Below are 17066 nucleotides of genomic sequence, written 5' to 3'. Positions count from 1 at the left end.
TTTAATTAAATGTTTTGCTAAAATCAGCTAGGGTTATCTTTTCCAAACGCTGTACAATATCAGTGTCGACTTCCTGATACAGATCCTGGAGTTTGGAGTTGATATTTTTGCCAACAACACAGGCCGGATTGGGATTGTTAAATTTCCCGCCGAAATCGCTTTGCTTGGTGCTGATATAAATATCAGCCAAGGTAATCGTTGGATTCTCGGGATTTATGCGAATACCGCCGCCCTTACCTTCTTTACTCGTGAGTAAAGATGCTGTTTTAAGAGATGCAATTTCTTTGCGAACCACACTTGCATTGACCTGAATGCTTGACGCAATATATTCAGAAGAAAGCCATTGATTTGCCTCCTCTAACTGTGCCAGAACCATAATGTGTAATGCTGTTGCGAACCTCAAGTTGTGTAACATCCTCTGCTGATTTTTCTAAATTATAACACAAAGTAACAGAAAAGGTTTTAAACTGAAATAAAAATTATTACAGTTTAAAACCTTCTGACAATCACGTGATAAAAGTGTTTGTTTTTTATTTTTTCTCGTTAAATTTTTTATAACTATCCATAATATAGACCTTCAAAGTTTCTTGGCTGCTGTTTTGGATAAATTTATAAGATGGTCTAAATCGTTCCTTAAACAAGGCTAGATCCGAACCATTGAGCGGAGTCAATTCTTTGATCAGGTTTTCTGTGAATTTTCGATCAACTGCTCTTTTTTCGAGTTCATCGACCAGAAGCTTATAGTTTGAACGGGCTTGTTTTCCCTCTTTGCTAAATATGCGGCTTGGAGAAATCCGTACTCCACCGCGATTTTGACTTGCGTCAGAATACTTTCCTAAAGTCTTCTCGCGCTGGATTTCAGCAGCAAGTCTGCTGTCTGTCATCCGTTCGACGACAACTTCACTCAGTTCGATAACATTATTCATTCTGTTCAAATAGATTCTGCGTAAGCTGGTATCATAAATGAAGACCGTATCCTGTTCGTATCCGACGGCCTTGATCAACAAGAGGTCGTTTATATTGGCGTCAATAGCAAAGGAGCCATCTCTATTGGTCTGTACTTCAACCTTGGTTCTTAAATTTTGGATCTGTGCAGCCTCGATTTTCTCACCGCTGACAAGTTCCATAATAATCCCCTTGGTTTTTTCCTGTGCAACAAGATGTCCACTCATTAGCGTAATAAGTAAGCAGCTTAGAATCGTTTGTAAGATTTTCATGCGAATAAATATAGTTATGTATTTTCAATCTATGAATGAACAGGATATTTGCTGTTTTGTTTACGCCGTACGTTCATGATTGTTCTCTAGCCAAAAATAACGAATAGATTTTGAAAATTTGCTAATTTGCTTTCCACGAATTATTGTCTGGATTCTTGTCTGGCATAACCATGTCTGGATCTAACTGTACGGATTGCAATGATTCTGTGGTCGGTATTTTAAATTGCCATACATCGTTTCTTTCCCAGATTTCCACCGGTAGTTTTTTTCGGATCTTCTTGCCCGATACGGTTGTCGCTTCAATAATAACTGGCATCGGTAATTTTTCGAGATTTTCCACAGTGACAAGTGCGCCAAATTTTGGCTCGTTGTTGACATAGGATACTGATTTTATACCTTGGTCCATTTGCCAGTTGTTGACAAACCACCCGCGCCAGAACCAGTTTAGGTTTTCTCCAGCACCGTTTTCAATGGCTTTGAAGAAATCCTCTGGAGTAGGGTGTTTGTAAGCCCATTCTTGGATATATTTTTTAAAGGCGTAATCGAAGCGCTCAGGACCGATGATTTCGTTTCGCAATAATTTCAGTCCATAAGCTGGCTTATAGTAGACCAAAGCCCCAATATTACGTTCTTTCATGTTTTGCGGTGTACTCATGATCGGTTCAAGATTACGGGCAGTAAAGATGTAGGATCTGCTCGCCTGATTACGGTAATATTCACCATTATTGAATTCCTTTGTAGCGAGTTCGTTAATAAATGTATTGAACCCTTCATCCATCCAGCCATGTTCACGTTCGTTGGATGCGACAATCATTGGGAACCAATTGTGACCAAACTCGTGGTTAGTAACCCCCCAAAGTGAACCTGCTTTGGCCCGATTGCCACAGAACGACAAGGCTGGGTACTCCATTCCACCAACATTGGAAGCTACATTCACAGCTACAGGGTAAGGATATTCAAACCAGCTTTTTGAATAGATTTCAATTGCGGCTTTTGTATATTCTGTCGAGCGTTCCCAGGCATTGTTACTATTACTTTCAATTGGATAGGCTGACAAAGCGAGGGATTTTTTTCCACTAGGCAGATTGATCTTCGCACCATCTACTATAAATGCCGTAGAGGAGGCCCAAGCAATGTCTTGCGCATTATTAAGTTGATATTTCCAGGTTAAGGTTTTCTTGTCGGGTCTGGAGTTTTTTGCGGTAACTTCTTCGGCGGAGCGGATGATTACGGTTTCATCGCTACGTTGTGCCTGTTGGTATCGTTTGAGTTGCTCAGCTGTAAATACTTCCTGTGGGTTTAACAATTCGCCACCCAAGACAACCATGTGGTTTGCTGGAGTAGTGATCTCAACCTGGTAATTTCCGAATTCACGATAGAACTCTCCTGGTCCTGTATAAGGAAGCGTATTCCAACCTCTAATGTCGTCATAGACACACAGTCTTGGGAACCATTGTGCAATGGCATAGATTTTTCCGTTTTTTGTATCAAGTATACCGGTACGATCAGCTCCATATTTAGGAACGGTGTATTGGTATTTAATCTTAAAAGTTATTTTTCCGCCCTTGCTCTTTAATGCCGTCGGAAGTCGAAGCTGCATGCGGGTATCGTCAATAATATGTTCGATCGTATTTCCGTTTACGTCCGTAACCGATTGTATCTGATATCCACCATCAAAAGTGGAGTTGCCATCACCGTAACGGCTGTCAGTCAAGGGGGAGATCAATTGACCACGGCCACGTTGTGAAAACATATTTTGATCTAACTGTAACCACAGATAGTTCATATTGTCCGGACTATTGTTACTATAAGTAATCTCAACAGCTCCTGTAATTTGATCATTTTGATCATTCAGGGAAGCCTGAATTTTATAATCGGCTGCATTTTGCCAGTAGGCAGGGCCCGGTTTTCCGGCTGCGGAACGATATTCGTTACCATTATTTTTAAAAAACAAGGGTGCAAAGGCCTCGGTATAGCTATAATTGGATGTTTTCTCCTGTGCAAAGGCCGGATAAGCATAGCTCAATGCAACAAGGCTTAAAGAAGCCAGTGCAATTCTTTTCATCATACGTTTACTTAAATTATGTTTATTTGCTCCAATATACAATGAAAAGTACATTGAGCCAAAAAAAACGAAAACGACGTCTTAAAAGTTAAGGGAAAAAGGGGGACTTTAAAGGTGTATTTGGTATAATTGGAGGCTTTTTAAGACCTCCATTCCAGGGAGCTTTCTGGAACTATTTTAAATTTGTTACGTACTCTGTTTCATTAAAACCAAGTAATATACCTTTATTGTATTCAATAACGGGACGTTTAATCATACTCGTGTTTTCCTGAAGCACCTTATTGGCGCTATTACTGTCTACGACTTGTTCTTGAGTTTCCGGAGATAGTTTTTTCCATGTAGTTCCCTTTTTATTCACTAGTGCCTGCCAGTCTACCTGTGTTTCCCATTCTTTTAATTTATCCTCACTGACACCTTCTTTTTTGAAGTCATGAAATTGAAAGGGGATATTGTTGTCTTCCAACCATGTAAGTGCTTTTTTTACTGTGTTACAATTTTTGATACCGTATACCTGTAGCATAATAGTGACAATTTGGTGAATCCAAATTTAATCAATCTCGACACAATATTTAAAATAATTCGTATTTCTGAATACATTCAAGATGCCTTATCTGTGATCCAATGATAATTGCGGATATCCTGTTGTTCATGGTATTGGGAAAAATAGGGACAAGTGGACTATTCTATTCAAAGGAATAATCAGAGGTTTATGATTTGTTAAGATTCTATATTCCCCATGGATTGATAGTGTATTTAGTACACTATAAAAATTAGGAAGTAATAATAATTTTTAATAATTTAGTAGCTTCAAGTATAATGAAAGATTAAAATAAATCAATAACAGAAATATGAGCCTAAAAGATTTTAAAGGTGTATTGACAGGAGATCAAGTACAAGAGTTGTTTGAGGTAGCGAAGAAACATAAGTTTGCTTTGCCTGCGGTAAACATTATCGGAACAAACTCTATCAATGCGGTTATGGAAACTGCGAAAGCAGTAAATTCTCCTGTAATTATTCAATTGTCAAATGGTGGAGCGCAATTCTACGCTGGTAAAACCTTGAACAACGATAATTTACAAGCTTGTGTATTGGGAGCGGTATCTGCAGCACAACATGTTCATTTATTAGCTGAGCATTATGGTGTAGCGGTTATTCTGCATACAGATCACGCAGCTAAGAAACTTTTACCTTGGATCGACGGTTTGTTGGACGCTGGCGAGAAATTCTTTGCGCAACACGGAAAACCATTGTTCTCTTCTCACATGTTGGATTTATCGGAAGAGCCAATTGAAGAAAATATTGAAATTTCAGCTAAATACTTAGCACGTATGAAACCACTTGGTATGACTGTAGAGATCGAGCTAGGTGTTACAGGTGGTGAAGAAGATGGTGTTGACAACTCGGATGTAGATAGTTCAAAACTGTATACTCAGCCGGAAGAGGTTGCCTATGCTTTTGAAGAACTGTCTAAAGTATCTGACAAATTTACAGTGGCAGCTGCATTTGGTAATGTTCATGGTGTTTACAAACCAGGTAATGTGAAGTTGCAACCAGTTATATTACACAATTCACAAGAATATATTCGTGAGAAATATAATCTTACTGCTGAAAAACCAGTAAACTTTGTATTCCACGGTGGTTCTGGTTCATCTCCTAAAGAAATTGCAGAAGCGATTTCATACGGTGCGATCAAAATGAACATTGATACCGATATGCAATGGGCGTTTTGGGATGGTGTGAGAGCCTATGAAGCGAAAAACCACGATTATTTGCAAGGTCAAATCGGTAATCCTGAAGGAGCTGATTCTCCAAATAAAAAATATTACGATCCACGCGTTTGGTTACGTAAAGGTGAAGAAACATTTGTTGCTCGTCTGAAAGAAGCGTTCGCTGATTTGAATGCAGTAGACGTTAATAGCAAACTATAAGTATAAGCTAAAAAAATAGATTATAAAGACGTCTTTAGTGCCCCCAAAAAGTTAGACACTTTATGGGGGCATTTTTTATGTCAAAATAGGTTAAAAATATTGTTTTTAATAGGAATTGGCTTATTTTTTGACGAACAATAATAAAAAGTCAAGTAAATATGAAATTTTTAGGAGTCAGTGTAATTCTTTTATTAATTGCCCAAATGGGGTTTGGGCAGGTGAAGCAAAATGTTGGCGATTTTTCCTCGGTGGTAGCGACAGACAAGATTCAGGTGGAGTTGATTAAGTCCGACGAGTCCTTGGTGACGTTTGAAGGACAGAATCACGAGAATGTTAAGGTGGTCAACACAAATGGATCCTTGGTTTTGAAAATGAATACGTTGAATATGCTGCAAGGTGGGAATATCTCTGTGAAGGTATATTATAAGGGTCTGAACAATGTGGAAGCAAAAAAAGGAGCCAAGGTATTTGCGACCACAAATAACCCAGTTGCTGCTGAACACCTGAAAGTATATGCTTCGGAAGGAGGCCTGGTTGATCTCTATACAGCGGTAAAAACAGCTGAGATCAAAGTGACCTCTGGTGCTACAATCGCTTTGTATGGAAAGGCAAACAAACAGGAGATCATTTCGAATTTTGGCGGCAAATATGAAGGAAAAGATTTTAAGACGAACACCACGGTGGTCACCGTTAATGGTGGTGGTAAAGCCGATGTTTATGTTACTGATTCCATCGAAACCAAAACGCGCGGCGGTGGTGTCATTGATGTTTATGGAAAACCGGAACATCGTGTAGAAAAGAAAATGGCGGGTGGAACAGTCAATTTTAAATAAGTGAACTGTCTTGGATTTGTCAATTTTCTGACGCTTAGATTTTAGATGATTGAAGCGAAAAAGAGTGAAATTTAGGGTAGGAGATGGAATAAAAAGGGTTTAACTTAACTGGGGTAATGACCGTCGTTTAACCTTTTTATTAAAAAGGTCAGTTATTTTGTTTTTCTCATCAGAAACCTTCTTCATTTGTGCTTAAAATATCTATTTTTGTAAGGGAATAATAAAAATAGTATTATGGCAAAGCGTAATTATGTTTCAAATTCTACAGAATCCACGCGCATGTTCAAGAATGACTTTTTAGAGTCTTTGACGAAGGTGCATTGGAGTGTACCTTTGATTTTCTATGTACCCGTGGTTGTGTTCTTTTCTTATAAAGCGCTAGTTTGGGGAGAGATTTCCTTCTTAACATACATGGGGTATTTTATTTTTGGTTTAGCTTTCTGGACAGCTTTTGAATATGCATTACATCGTTGGGTATTTCATTTTCACCCGACAACGGAATGGGGAAAGCGAATTGCTTTTATTTTCCATGGTGTGCATCATGATTACCCAAGAGACCGTATGCGTTTGGTGATGCCATTGTCAGCGAGTATTCCACTAGCTCTTTTGGTGTATCTTGGTTTTACATTGTTTTTTTCAAATGAGTTTATCTTAGCCTGCTTTTTCTCAGGTTTTATGGTGGGGTATTTGATCTATGACGAATGTCATTATGCGATGCATCATGCTAATTTTAAAAGCGGCATTTTCAAACGGATCAAGCAGCACCATATGTTGCATCATTATTCTGATCCCGAAAAAGGCTTTGGAGTAAGTTCTTCCTTATGGGATGAAATTTTACGCTCAGGTTTCGAAGAAAAGGAACCCAAAAAAGATTCTACTTCCTTAAAAGAAGAAAAAGCATAAATTGAATCACATCAACTAAAAAAGCCCTGGATAGTTTCCAAGGGCTTTTTTTATGGATTGAGATTTTTCTTTTTAGATCAATGGTTTCTTGTTGGGGTTGGCATGTAGATATTCCAGTTTGAACTGAAACATTTGGGCCATTTTCTGCGCACGCCATTTGGCCTCTTCGGCCTTTTGTCCACTGTATAAGCGATCTACAGTGGCTTCGAATAATTTGAGCCATTGACCAAAGTGTTGTGCATCAATGGGTAAATTGATATGGGGTGGAAAAGGGCTGCCGAAATAACTATGTTCATCCAGCAGGATAGTCTGCCAGAAACTATACATCTTTTCAAGATGTATAGCCCAATTGTCTTGGATTCGTTCTTTAAAAATAGGTCCGAGCAAAGTATCTTTACGTATCGTCGTATAGAATTGATCTACTAATACTTTAATGTCATCGAGTGTTTGAATATCCTGTTTCATCGGCGTATGATCTATGCTCATGAATAAAGGCCTATAGCTGGATCAAAAACTTTTTCATGATGTTTATCTGGATTAAATGTAGTGACATTTATAGAGAATCGCATCACTTGGATGTAAAGATGTCTCGTTGAAATTTTGTAATTCTCTTTTATTGTCAGTAAATTGACTCAATACTAAGGGAAAAACATATGGGAAAATACGTTCTTTTAATCCTATTATCGATGGGATTTTATGCTGTTGAGGCACAGGTTACAACAATTTCGATCAATAAGGAAAATTTTCAGTCTTCTGGTTTTCCATTTAAGGGGAAGCGTGTGTTACAAGTGGAACGCATTCAAACTCCAAAAGAAGATAATTATATTGTTTTTTCAAAAGAGGAGCGGGGTGCCGATCCCGACAAACTTTATGTACAACAATTTCAGCAGATCGATGGAATGTGGCAGCTTGTGGCTAATGAATTGATATCCGAAGAAGGGATCGTTACGTCGGTTTGGGAATCTCGAAAGGCATTTTTTGATGCGGATAGGGATGGTAAATTGGATGCATTATTTATCTATTCAAGGCATCCAAAGGATGACCTACAAAAGCAGCTTAGCTGTATTGGACTAGTTCTTTATAAGAATAAGTTTTACCGTCTCCGTGCAGAGGAAACAGATGGTTATAGTCAAACAACGTTTTCGGACAATTATGCGTCCCTACCAGTTGAGGTAAAAGAAAATGTGGAACGTTATTGGAATAATTTGGATAAAAGATAAATTTAGGGTACGCGTCTCGAATTTACCGAAAGATCGACGGATCATACGATCTTTCGGTAAACTTGTTATTGTTTATTTGATTAGATAGTAAGCATTCCTGCATTTTTTGACGACACTCATTGATTTTACCTATGAAAGGTCCGTTCAATGGGTTGTCTCAATGTATAGATAAGATGTCGTTCAAATCAATGTTACTGGAGTGCAGTGAGTAATTGCTTTTCTTCTTCGATTTGCGTTTTACTGATCACATAGCGTGCAATATGCTGGCCCTTCAATTGATCTATCGTCTGAATAACATCTTTTGTGCGCGCTTCTTTGCTAGGTTTGATCAATACAATCATATCCTTTGTGTTAGGCATGGAACTTATCGTTGCTTTTAACTGTGCAATAACGGCTGAAAGTCCTTTCTCGATATCTATCGGTACTTTTGAAGAGCTGATCGGCTTTTTGAAATCCCCATGATACCACATGAATTTGCCTTCGCCTAGAATAAGAGTTGCTGTGCGGTTTTCATCAATAAGCACCGAACTTTCTATAGCTGACTTACTTTTGTCTGGCATGGCAATATCCATTGCAGATGGTTTATTTAATGTTGTGGTCAACATAAAGAATGTAATGAGAAGAAATGCGAGGTCTACCATAGCTGTTAAATCTACTTTAGGAGCCATTTTTCTACTTCTTATTTTTTTCTTTCCCGTTTCTTGTGTTTTTTCATTTAATTCTGCCATGATCGTCATCTTTAGGTTAACACGTTGTTGTTACTCCTTATAATGATGTCAGAAAAGAATGGATTCCACAGTGTTTTTTTTAAAAAGCTGGAGTTTTTTTCGGATACTTTCTGTGTTTTTTTCTTAACTGTTGGTAATCAGTTTTTTTACCTGGTGTTTTTGTTTGTTCGTTGTTGATCAGATTTGTTTAATTCGCTTGTTATTTTTCCTTTCATCCAATTTAGGTTGGTTGCTAGGCTGTCGAAATTTATCGAGTTGGCTTGGTGACTTAATTTGATTAACAAGGTTACTTTCGTTGTGATTTTAATTTTTGTACAAATAGTTGTGTTTGCAAAAAAGCCCTTCAATGCTGAAAGGCTTTTCTTGTGGAGCGGTTGTTACGTTCTTCAGCAAGCGCCTTGGTTAGGTATGCGTTTATAAATTATTTTGTTATCTCTTTGTACATAGTCGCCCGCTACTATTGGATACGAATACTTAGGCGCGTACATGACACTACGGCCCCTTATCGTTATTTTGTCGTTTACTTTCAAGCTTCGCAATTGTTGAAATTCATTGGAATTTTCCAGGCCAAAACTGAGAATATAGTCTTCACGATTAATCCTAACCATCACTCCGAAACCTAACTGTGCCCCTAATGGAAGATAAAGCGAAGTTACAACTGCCTCAATGTTGGCAGAATTCTTTATTTGATTCTTTATTTTCGCCGCATTGTCAAGTACTTTTATACCTTCGGGAGATTCTTTCCATTTTTTGAACTTTATACCATTGGGGCTTGCTTCCCATTTATTCCTTTCGGCGTTCATTTCAGTAGGAGTGCGTGATTTCGGAGCCGATTTTTTTAAAGTTTCATTTTTGATTTCGCGATTGGCAAATGCCAAGCCGCTTGCTATCGCAAGCGGTAGGACCAATACATAGATAATTTTTTTCATATTTTTAAAAGTTTAATGAACATTCGATTTATCCCAGTAAATTAGATCCGTTCAAACTTGTTTTTCTCGCATCCCTTTTAGCGTGATGTGACAAAAATACGTTGATGATACTTATATGGCCGGCTCTAGATTGTAAATAGTAATGTAATCTTTGTAAATTAATTGTAAATCGTATGTTTGAAAGGCGAAATATTTTCCTTGGGAACCGGAAGTACTTGTATGGCGGGATAATGCTCTTGTTTATTGCAATGGCCTTTATCGCTTTTGATAGGACTGGTACAGACGATTTTGATCGTGCCAGGAGAGAGGTTTTGCTTAGGCGGATAGGCGATGAACTGCTTACACAGTCGGGCGACAGTAGATCAAGAGTGCTTCCGATTGAAAAGATCCAAGAAAATGAATATCAGATCAGGTTTGAGCATGAAATCACCTTTAAACCGGACTCACTTGTGAATGCTATTCAGCGCCTGTTGGTCAATGATCCTCTTGCCAGTGATTATGTTGTTAACGTCCTCAATTGTGGCAACTCAAGCGTAGCTTATGGATATGCTATTTCCAGTAATAAAAAAGATGATATTATTGCTTGCAGAGGAAGAGTGCAACCTAAAGGATGTTACATGGTTAACATTAAATTTAAACCTACCGGAATAAACACGGCAGCGAGTAGCCTTTTTTTGATTATTCTGTTGTTTTTAGTATTTGCTGGATTCATTTTTTTGAAAACGGATCGGAGGCGAAGTGCTGTGTTGTACGATCGAAATAACTCTGTTTTAGCCTTTGGGTCAGTTTTGTTTAATCCGCAGGAGCGAGAAATGGTCATTCATGACAACACGATTGATCTCACCGGAACAGAAACTCGTCTGTTGCATATTTTCGCCTTGTCACCTAACCAGACGATAGCACGAACCCGGCTGCAAAAAGAGATTTGGGAAGATGAGGGGGTTATTGTCGGGCGCAGTCTAGATATGTTTATATCAAAACTTAGAAAAAAATTGGAGTTTGATCCGACTATCAAAATTACGGTTATACGTGGTAAAGGATATAAACTTGAGGTAAGTTCTTAAGAAGTATGGGGATGAGTTGGACTAAAATGCAAAAAGCCTTTCAAAATTGAAAGGCTTTTTCTGCGGAGAGTGAGGGATTCGAACCCCCGAACCTGTGACAGTTAACGGTTTTCAAGACCGCCGCATTCGACCACTCTGCCAACTCTCCGCGACAAAAGTAGAAATTTTGGGTAGAATTACAAAACTTATTTTACATTTTTCTTTGTTTAAAAGTAGTTTTAGCACTCTTAAATAGAAATGTAATTGAATACCAGTTGGTTATTTTTAAGGGTTACCCTTCATGCCGATGTCATATTGGCGATAAAAAAAACGCCTTGGTAGGTATTTTCGCTTTAGGTGTGATCATAACCTTGTTTTAAAGAAATTGCAATTAAAAATGTAACTACGAAAGTATTTTTAAGGAGCAAACACGATCCGATTTTTCAATTCCCGAATTGTCGTTCTAGTTCTTGTAATTCAAAAATAACTTCGTTGATGGATCGATCAATTTTAGCGAGTTGTCTTTTGCCTAAATAAAAGTAGGAAAATAGCATCCAGCTGTAGGTTGGAAGGTAAGTGAGTAAATAATAGTTGAAACTGGCACCCACTAGGATTTCCCGAAGATAGATCGAGATTGCTATACAGAGAATTAAATGATAAATGGGCATATTCCAATGAATTCTTTTCTTTCTAAAGGAATCAAACTGTTGCCACTGTTGTAAATGCTCGGTAGGTAAAGCTACTTCATTGATCTTTTTGATTTTACCTACAGTGGTCATCATTAAGGATGCCTGTATAAAACAAAGGCAGGATACGATAAACATCGCTGTGTACAATGCCAGCGTTTTGTGTCTAAAATCAAGGAAATATGCTAGCGCAAGAATAATTAATCCTGTTACAAGCAATAACACAGCACCGGTTATTTCTTTCCTTATTAATTCCTGACGAAAGTCTTTGACCTTACCCAGGCGTTTTGGGGGCAAGATATGTTGTTTGCTATCCTGTTTCCAAAGATGTTGTAAATCGTTAAAGTCTTGCATATTTATGGAAAATTTCAGTTAATTCTTTTTTAATTCGATGGATTTTAACACGGAGATTATTCTCTGTAATTCCCGTAATTTCTGCTATTTGCTCATAAGGTTTTTCATCTAATACCAATGTGATCAGTACTCTATCCGCTTCTTTTAGTTTGCTGATACATTTATACAACAGATCAATCTGTTGTACTTTTTCATTCGTTGAATCCTCGGGTATATCGATGCAGTTTGAGTCAGTTATTTTTTTTACATGTTGATTCTTTTTTCGCATGCTCGTCAAGCAATTATTGATCGCTATTCTGTAGATCCAGGTGCTTAATTTTGCATCATTGCGAAAACCGTCGAGTTTTTTCCATACAGTAATGAAGGTCTCTTGGACTAAATCATCTGCATTATCTGGGTCTCCAGTATAACTGAGGCATAACTTGCGGATGGCCGGCGCATATTCTTTATAAATAATCTCAAAGTTTTCTTTGTTGGTCATCGGGTTATTTTAAAAATGTGTCTAGTTCAAAAAACCACATCGGCTGGTCATACATAATAAAATGCTTACTGTTGGTAGTGTGTAAAGTTAGCTTTTTTACATACTTGTATTGTTCGGAAAGCATATGCTGTGATTTTTTCAGCGCTTCGTATTTACTGCCTAACACGAAAATCGGTTTCTGTAAATACGCTCCACTACAGCAATATCCTGTGATAAGATTCATCGGTGTTTCTTTTCCATAGATGTTGACCTGAAAATCATATTTTTTTTGTGTATATGCCGATCCGTATATCATAAGTAAAAGTATTGAAATACTGACTTTGATGAAATAACATAAATAGTTCGGTAGATCGTTATTGATACGAAGAATAATAGTTTTCATAAAAATTGAATTTAAAATTAGTAATTATGGTTGTCTGGAATATTCCGCCTATTAGATGTTATGAAGTACAGATTATTACATAAAAAGTGAAAAAGAGTGCATGTGGACAGGAAGAGTTGCGTAAAATGTTGTTTTCTCGTAGTAACAATATGGTAATTCGAATGGTGTAGTGCTGTAAGAAAATTGATTTTTTGATAGGGAGAATAGCTGGTAAACCAGATTGAATGGGGATGTGTTGACAGCCCAGCCAGCTGGGCTTGAATCCAGCTATAAAGCAAAAAGCCTTTCAAAATTGAAAGGCTTTTTCTGCGGAGAGTGAGGGATTCGAACCCCCGAACCTGTGACAGTTAACGGTTTTCAAGACCGCCGCATTCGACCACTCTGCCAACTCTCCGCGACAAAAGTAGAAATTTCGAATAGATTTACAAAACTTATTTTCTATAGATAGTCTTAGCGTTTGAAAATGAGCTAGATTGTTTTTAAAAAAGACTATGCAGGGATAATCTCATGGCAGTGTTTCCTGATGTTGGCCGCAATTTTATCGATCGGTAAATCGTCTTGGTCGATACCAAATGGCTCTTCAATGGACTCACCAATTAATTCAAGAGATGCTAAAACATATAAGATAAATGGTACAGCAATCACAACAAAGTAACCTATGGAGAAAACGTAACCTACTGGAAGGGTCATGGTATAGAAGATAATGAACTTCTTGATAAATGCACTATATGCCAATGGTATTGGCGTATTCTTAATACGTTCACAAGCTCCACAAACATGTGTCATGGTAGTAATTTCCTCATTAAGGATAATAAGCTGATCGCCACTTATAGTTCCTTCTTTATATAGATCATTGATTTTGTGGAAGATCATGGTAGAAACTTGATTGGGGCCATGTTTTTTATTATCCAAAGCTTTTAACTCAGGGTGTTCGTTTTCGTCGAGCATAAACTTGGTGTAATCCGATCTTAAAAAATCGTATAGTGTCTCTGCGAATAGGGGGATTGCCTTTCTAAAAAAGCTACGGTTCACTTTGTCATCTACATCCAGCATGGCATTTAGTTTGTACGAAAAGGCTCTACTTATATTGGTCAACGTACCCCATTGTTTTCGGGCTTCCCACCAACGATCATAGGCTGTGTTTGTTCGGAATACCAGTAAAAGCGATATAACAAAACCGAGAAGATTGTGGACAATGGTTATGTTTTTGACCCAGCTTTTTTCATTTAATTTGAGGTATTCCAATTCAAGAAAGGCAATCATCCAGGAATAAAAAGCGATTAAAACAAGAAATGGCAGTAACTTTTTGAAGGTATCTGATTTATGCAACTTGAAAGTTGCCGAAAGCCAGTCTTTGGGGTTGTACACGATCATACACAAAAATATAAATTGTTGTGAAAATTTTGCGAGTTAATTGCTATTGCCGTAACTTCATCGTGCCATGGCACAACAGCGATTAAAAAGAAAGAAAACAAGCATAAAAGGAAGTCAAGCCCGAGGAACAAAGTGGATCTGGATGATAGCAGGAATGCTGGTGTTTTTCCTCTGTCTTGTAATGTGGCATTATCGAGCCGGAATTATATACTATTTTCGTGTGGCTACCTCCAAAGACAAGTCTCTGACGAAGGAGGCTAAATACGATATTCGAAATATTGAGATTATGAGCAAGCACGATGATAAGGTGTTTGGTATAGACGTGTCTACCTACCAGGAAGAAATAGATTGGCAAAAGGTAAGCACAATCAATGATCATTTTCCGATAGATTTTGTATTTATCAGGGCGACAATGGGTGAGAAAGGAATGGATAATAAGTTTAGTCGAAATTGGAGCAAAACGGCAAATAGGGCGGTTTTGAGAGGGGCTTATCATTATTTTAGACCCAATGAGAACTCGGTAAAGCAAGCGAAGAATTTTATTCGAAAAGTTAAATTACAGCCTGGCGATCTTCCACCGGTCTTGGATATTGAGGAGCATCCAAAACAACAATCTATGGATAGCTTGAAAGTTGGGCTAAAACGTTGGCTTGAAGAAGTCGAAGCTCACTACAAAGTAAAACCCATTCTTTACTCCGGAGATAAGTTTTATAGTGATTTTTTAGAAAAGGAGTTTGCCGCTTATACGCTATGGATTGCAAATTACAACTTTTGGGTTGAGAACCCCAAGGAGCATTGGGCTTTCTGGCAATTTTCTGAAAAAGGCTCTGTCAGAGGGATCCAGGGCAATGTGGACTTAAATATATACAATGGTAAAATTGAGGAATTGGAAAAGCTGCTTATTCCTTTTAAATAGTCAAATATATGCGTAGCGTTTTTATCACATTATGTGGGGTCTGTTTTGCACTGTTCAATGTTCAAGTGCAATTGCATGCAGCATCGAAGAAACATCAGGCCGAGATGTCGCAGCCCGCTTCAGATTTACCACGATTAACATTGAAGGAATTTAAAAAAATGCGCCGTGAAACAGCTATTCAAGTTCTTGATACGCGGCCTGGCGATATATTCCTGCAAGGATTTGTGCCGAGATCAATAAATATAGGCTTTAAAGGTCCTTTTGATCACTTTTTGGCACAAGTGTTTCCCAATAAAGCGCAAAAAATTTTATTGATTACAGAAGTAGATAGTCAGGATACGGTTTACAACCATTTATTAAAATTGGGTTATACTCATGTTATTGGAGTTTTGGATGGTGGCATCGAAACTTGGAAAAGTAACGAAGATGTAGTCTCATTGAGCAATATTAGTGCAGGAGAATTTAGGAAAAGATCAGGTCAAGGTCATATTGTGGATGTAAGAACAAATAAAGAATTTGGTAATGGACATATTGACAATGCAATGAATATTCCATTAACAGATTTCGTTAATTTTGGTTCTACACTTAAAAAAGACAATAAACAGCTGTATGTACACTGTCAATCAGGATATAGGAGTGCAGTGGCTGTATCTATTTTGAGTGCTAAAGGATTTAAACATATATGCAGTATCCAAGGTGGGTATAAGGCATTGCAAGAAGTAAAGGAGAATCAATAATGGCTACTTTTGACCAGATTATTCAATCAAATTCGCTGGTTTTGGTGGATTTTTTTGCGACGTGGTGCGGTCCATGCCAGACTATGGCGCCGATTTTACAGGATGTAAAGGAATTTTATCAGGAAGATCTATCCATCATTAAAATTGATGTAGATAAAAATCCCAAAATTGCTTCGATTTATAAGGTAAGTGGCGTGCCTACTTTTGTACTGTTCAAAAATGGACAGCAAATATGGCGACAAAGCGGCATGATTCCCAAGATGGAATTACATAAATTGATCGATCAGGCAAAGTAAAAAAAATAAGGCGTTCAATTTGATTGAACGCCTTATTTTTTTAATGATACTCTGGTGTTTTAATAGGTAGTGTTATATCGCACTAAAATATTAAAATTCATCGTCATCATCGAAGTCATCCAATCCTCCAATCGAGTCGATTTCAGGTAAATCGAAATCATCATCGAAATCATCATCATCGTCATCAGGACCGTTGAAAGATGCGAATTTTACTTCTTCAAGATCTTCGTTAGCTAAAGTTGCCGTGTTCATAAAATAATACTTTATTGTTTCTTATTCAATGTTGTAAAATTAGAGAAGAAAACTATTTTTTAAAACTTTTTTTAAAAAAATTATCAAGCTTTATTTTTCTGTTAATCAATATGTTGAATTGTATTTTGAAAATAAAAATTTATTTTATTTTATTTATTCATTTGTTTCGCCAATCGCATTGTCCTCGGTAACGATGTCTTTCAATTGTGGGAGATCTCTTACACCATTGATTCCGAAGTGATCCATGAACTGCTGGCTTGTTGCGTATAGTAGTGGTTTTCCGATACTATCTGCTTTTCCTGCAATTTTGATCAACTTCTTTTCCAGTAAACGTTGAATAGCGTAATCACAGCTGACACCTCTAATCTGCTCCACTTCTAATTTTGTTATCGGTTGTCTGTAAGCAATGATGGCGAGTGTTTCTAGCGCTGATTGACTTAATTTTCGCTTGTTATTATGATTTTGGAGCTGTTGTATCGATTCATGATAAACAGCTTTTGTCAAAAACTGATAGGCGTTGTTGATGTAACGTAATTCGAGTACATAATCTTCATCCTGGTACTTCGTTTCAATTTTTTTAATCAAGTCACGTAGTTCGTCTCTGGATACTTCGATGGCTAATGCTTCCTGCAAAATCTGTTTGATGTCGGCAAGATCTATTCCTTCCGCAGAAGCAAATATTATTGCTTCAATATTTCTTATGACGTCTTTCAATGTATCGT

General features: G+C 37.5%; 21 protein-coding genes and 2 tRNA genes. 8 read left to right on the top strand and 15 right to left on the bottom strand.

The window, feature by feature from the left end:
• Nucleotide 1 precedes the first annotated feature (1 nt).
• The 4 genes from AAH582_RS20460 to AAH582_RS20445 form a co-directional block, all read right to left on the bottom strand.
• The gene (locus tag AAH582_RS20460; protein WP_112375580.1) at nt 2-415 is read right to left on the bottom strand and encodes an RrF2 family transcriptional regulator; all 414 of its coding nucleotides are present in this window, start codon (nt 413-415) and stop codon (nt 2-4) included.
• A gap of 115 nt (nt 416-530) precedes the next feature.
• The gene (locus AAH582_RS20455) at nt 531-1217 is read right to left on the bottom strand and encodes a hypothetical protein (RefSeq protein ID WP_053003519.1); all 687 of its coding nucleotides are present in this window, start codon (nt 1215-1217) and stop codon (nt 531-533) included.
• Nucleotides 1218-1338: 121 nt separating this feature from the next.
• Nucleotides 1339-3285 (bottom strand): M1 family metallopeptidase, encoded by a 1947-nt coding sequence (locus AAH582_RS20450; protein WP_343320131.1) that lies wholly within the window; start codon nt 3283-3285, stop codon nt 1339-1341.
• 169 nt (nt 3286-3454) lie between these two features.
• Entirely contained in the window at nt 3455-3802 is a 348-nt protein-coding gene (locus tag AAH582_RS20445) for an ArsC family reductase (protein WP_070566141.1), read from the bottom strand.
• 328 nt (nt 3803-4130) lie between these two features.
• Here AAH582_RS20445 and fbaA point away from each other — a divergent pair, with 328 nt between their 5' ends.
• The 3 genes from fbaA to AAH582_RS20430 all read left to right on the top strand — a co-directional run bounded on the left by fbaA (nt 4131) and on the right by AAH582_RS20430 (nt 6946).
• Nucleotides 4131-5210, top strand: coding sequence for a class II fructose-bisphosphate aldolase (gene fbaA, locus AAH582_RS20440; protein ID WP_343320125.1), 1080 nt, complete (start codon nt 4131-4133; stop codon nt 5208-5210).
• Between the two features lie 158 nt (nt 5211-5368).
• On the top strand, nt 5369-6043 hold the full coding sequence (locus tag AAH582_RS20435) for a head GIN domain-containing protein (RefSeq protein ID WP_343320122.1): 675 nt from the start codon (nt 5369-5371) through the stop codon (nt 6041-6043).
• A gap of 234 nt (nt 6044-6277) precedes the next feature.
• Nucleotides 6278-6946, top strand: coding sequence for a sterol desaturase family protein (locus AAH582_RS20430; protein ID WP_343320120.1), 669 nt, complete (start codon nt 6278-6280; stop codon nt 6944-6946).
• Between the two features lie 72 nt (nt 6947-7018).
• Here AAH582_RS20430 and AAH582_RS20425 read toward each other — a convergent pair whose 3' ends face one another.
• Nucleotides 7019-7432 (bottom strand): group III truncated hemoglobin, encoded by a 414-nt coding sequence (locus AAH582_RS20425; protein WP_343320118.1) that lies wholly within the window; start codon nt 7430-7432, stop codon nt 7019-7021.
• Between the two features lie 167 nt (nt 7433-7599).
• Between AAH582_RS20425 and AAH582_RS20420 the strand changes: the two genes are divergently transcribed.
• Nucleotides 7600-8166, top strand: coding sequence for a hypothetical protein (locus tag AAH582_RS20420; RefSeq protein WP_343320114.1), 567 nt, complete (start codon nt 7600-7602; stop codon nt 8164-8166).
• Between the two features lie 191 nt (nt 8167-8357).
• Here AAH582_RS20420 and AAH582_RS20415 read toward each other — a convergent pair whose 3' ends face one another.
• The gene (locus AAH582_RS20415) at nt 8358-8894 is read right to left on the bottom strand and encodes an ExbD/TolR family protein (RefSeq protein ID WP_046672443.1); all 537 of its coding nucleotides are present in this window, start codon (nt 8892-8894) and stop codon (nt 8358-8360) included.
• A gap of 386 nt (nt 8895-9280) precedes the next feature.
• Complete coding sequence (locus AAH582_RS20410) at nt 9281-9823, bottom strand: hypothetical protein (protein ID WP_343320108.1); 543 nt, start codon at nt 9821-9823, stop codon at nt 9281-9283.
• A gap of 173 nt (nt 9824-9996) precedes the next feature.
• On the opposite strand from AAH582_RS20410, the gene AAH582_RS20405 reads away from it, so the two are divergent.
• Complete coding sequence (locus tag AAH582_RS20405; RefSeq protein ID WP_343320107.1) at nt 9997-10887, top strand: winged helix-turn-helix domain-containing protein; 891 nt, start codon at nt 9997-9999, stop codon at nt 10885-10887.
• 63 nt (nt 10888-10950) lie between these two features.
• Here the strand turns inward: AAH582_RS20405 and AAH582_RS20400 are convergent.
• The 6 genes from AAH582_RS20400 to AAH582_RS20375 all read right to left on the bottom strand — a co-directional run bounded on the left by AAH582_RS20400 (nt 10951) and on the right by AAH582_RS20375 (nt 14143).
• A tRNA-Ser gene (locus AAH582_RS20400) sits at nt 10951-11035 on the bottom strand.
• Nucleotides 11036-11309: 274 nt separating this feature from the next.
• Nucleotides 11310-11906, bottom strand: coding sequence for a hypothetical protein (locus tag AAH582_RS20395; RefSeq protein WP_343320105.1), 597 nt, complete (start codon nt 11904-11906; stop codon nt 11310-11312).
• Entirely contained in the window at nt 11893-12387 is a 495-nt protein-coding gene (locus tag AAH582_RS20390; RefSeq protein WP_046672375.1) for an RNA polymerase sigma factor, read from the bottom strand. The genes AAH582_RS20395 and AAH582_RS20390 overlap by 14 nt, the downstream gene beginning before the upstream one ends.
• Before the next feature lie 4 nt (nt 12388-12391).
• On the bottom strand, nt 12392-12769 hold the full coding sequence (locus AAH582_RS20385) for a hypothetical protein (protein WP_343320102.1): 378 nt from the start codon (nt 12767-12769) through the stop codon (nt 12392-12394).
• A 309-nt stretch (nt 12770-13078) separates the two neighbouring features.
• Nucleotides 13079-13163: transfer RNA gene (locus AAH582_RS20380), tRNA-Ser, on the bottom strand.
• A gap of 95 nt (nt 13164-13258) precedes the next feature.
• On the bottom strand, nt 13259-14143 hold the full coding sequence (locus tag AAH582_RS20375) for a bestrophin family protein (protein ID WP_343320100.1): 885 nt from the start codon (nt 14141-14143) through the stop codon (nt 13259-13261).
• A gap of 67 nt (nt 14144-14210) precedes the next feature.
• On the opposite strand from AAH582_RS20375, the gene AAH582_RS20370 reads away from it, so the two are divergent.
• Genes AAH582_RS20370 through trxA form a run of 3 tightly spaced genes read left to right on the top strand, consistent with a single transcriptional unit; the run spans nt 14211 to nt 16092 of the window.
• Nucleotides 14211-15059 carry a glycoside hydrolase family 25 protein gene (locus AAH582_RS20370; protein WP_312746083.1) on the top strand — a complete coding sequence of 283 codons (849 nt, stop codon included), beginning with the start codon at nt 14211-14213 and terminating at the stop codon, nt 15057-15059.
• Nucleotides 15060-15067: 8 nt separating this feature from the next.
• Nucleotides 15068-15796, top strand: a complete 729-nt coding sequence (locus AAH582_RS20365) for a rhodanese-like domain-containing protein (protein WP_343320096.1) — start codon at nt 15068-15070, stop codon at nt 15794-15796.
• Nucleotides 15796-16092, top strand: a complete 297-nt coding sequence (gene trxA, locus AAH582_RS20360) for a thioredoxin (protein WP_046672371.1) — start codon at nt 15796-15798, stop codon at nt 16090-16092. The genes AAH582_RS20365 and trxA overlap by 1 nt, the downstream gene beginning before the upstream one ends.
• Before the next feature lie 90 nt (nt 16093-16182).
• Here the strand turns inward: trxA and AAH582_RS20355 are convergent, their stop codons facing one another.
• Together AAH582_RS20355 and scpB are read right to left on the bottom strand one after the other, a co-directional pair.
• Complete coding sequence (locus tag AAH582_RS20355) at nt 16183-16344, bottom strand: hypothetical protein (RefSeq protein WP_167450446.1); 162 nt, start codon at nt 16342-16344, stop codon at nt 16183-16185.
• 153 nt (nt 16345-16497) lie between these two features.
• Nucleotides 16498-17058, bottom strand: coding sequence for an SMC-Scp complex subunit ScpB (gene scpB, locus AAH582_RS20350; protein ID WP_046672370.1), 561 nt, complete (start codon nt 17056-17058; stop codon nt 16498-16500).
• Between the last annotated feature and the right edge of the window lie 8 nt (nt 17059-17066).

Source organism: Sphingobacterium multivorum, from assembly GCF_039511225.1.
Lineage (GTDB): Bacteria > Bacteroidota > Bacteroidia > Sphingobacteriales > Sphingobacteriaceae > Sphingobacterium.
This window is presented reverse-complemented; position numbering and strand designations above follow the sequence as displayed.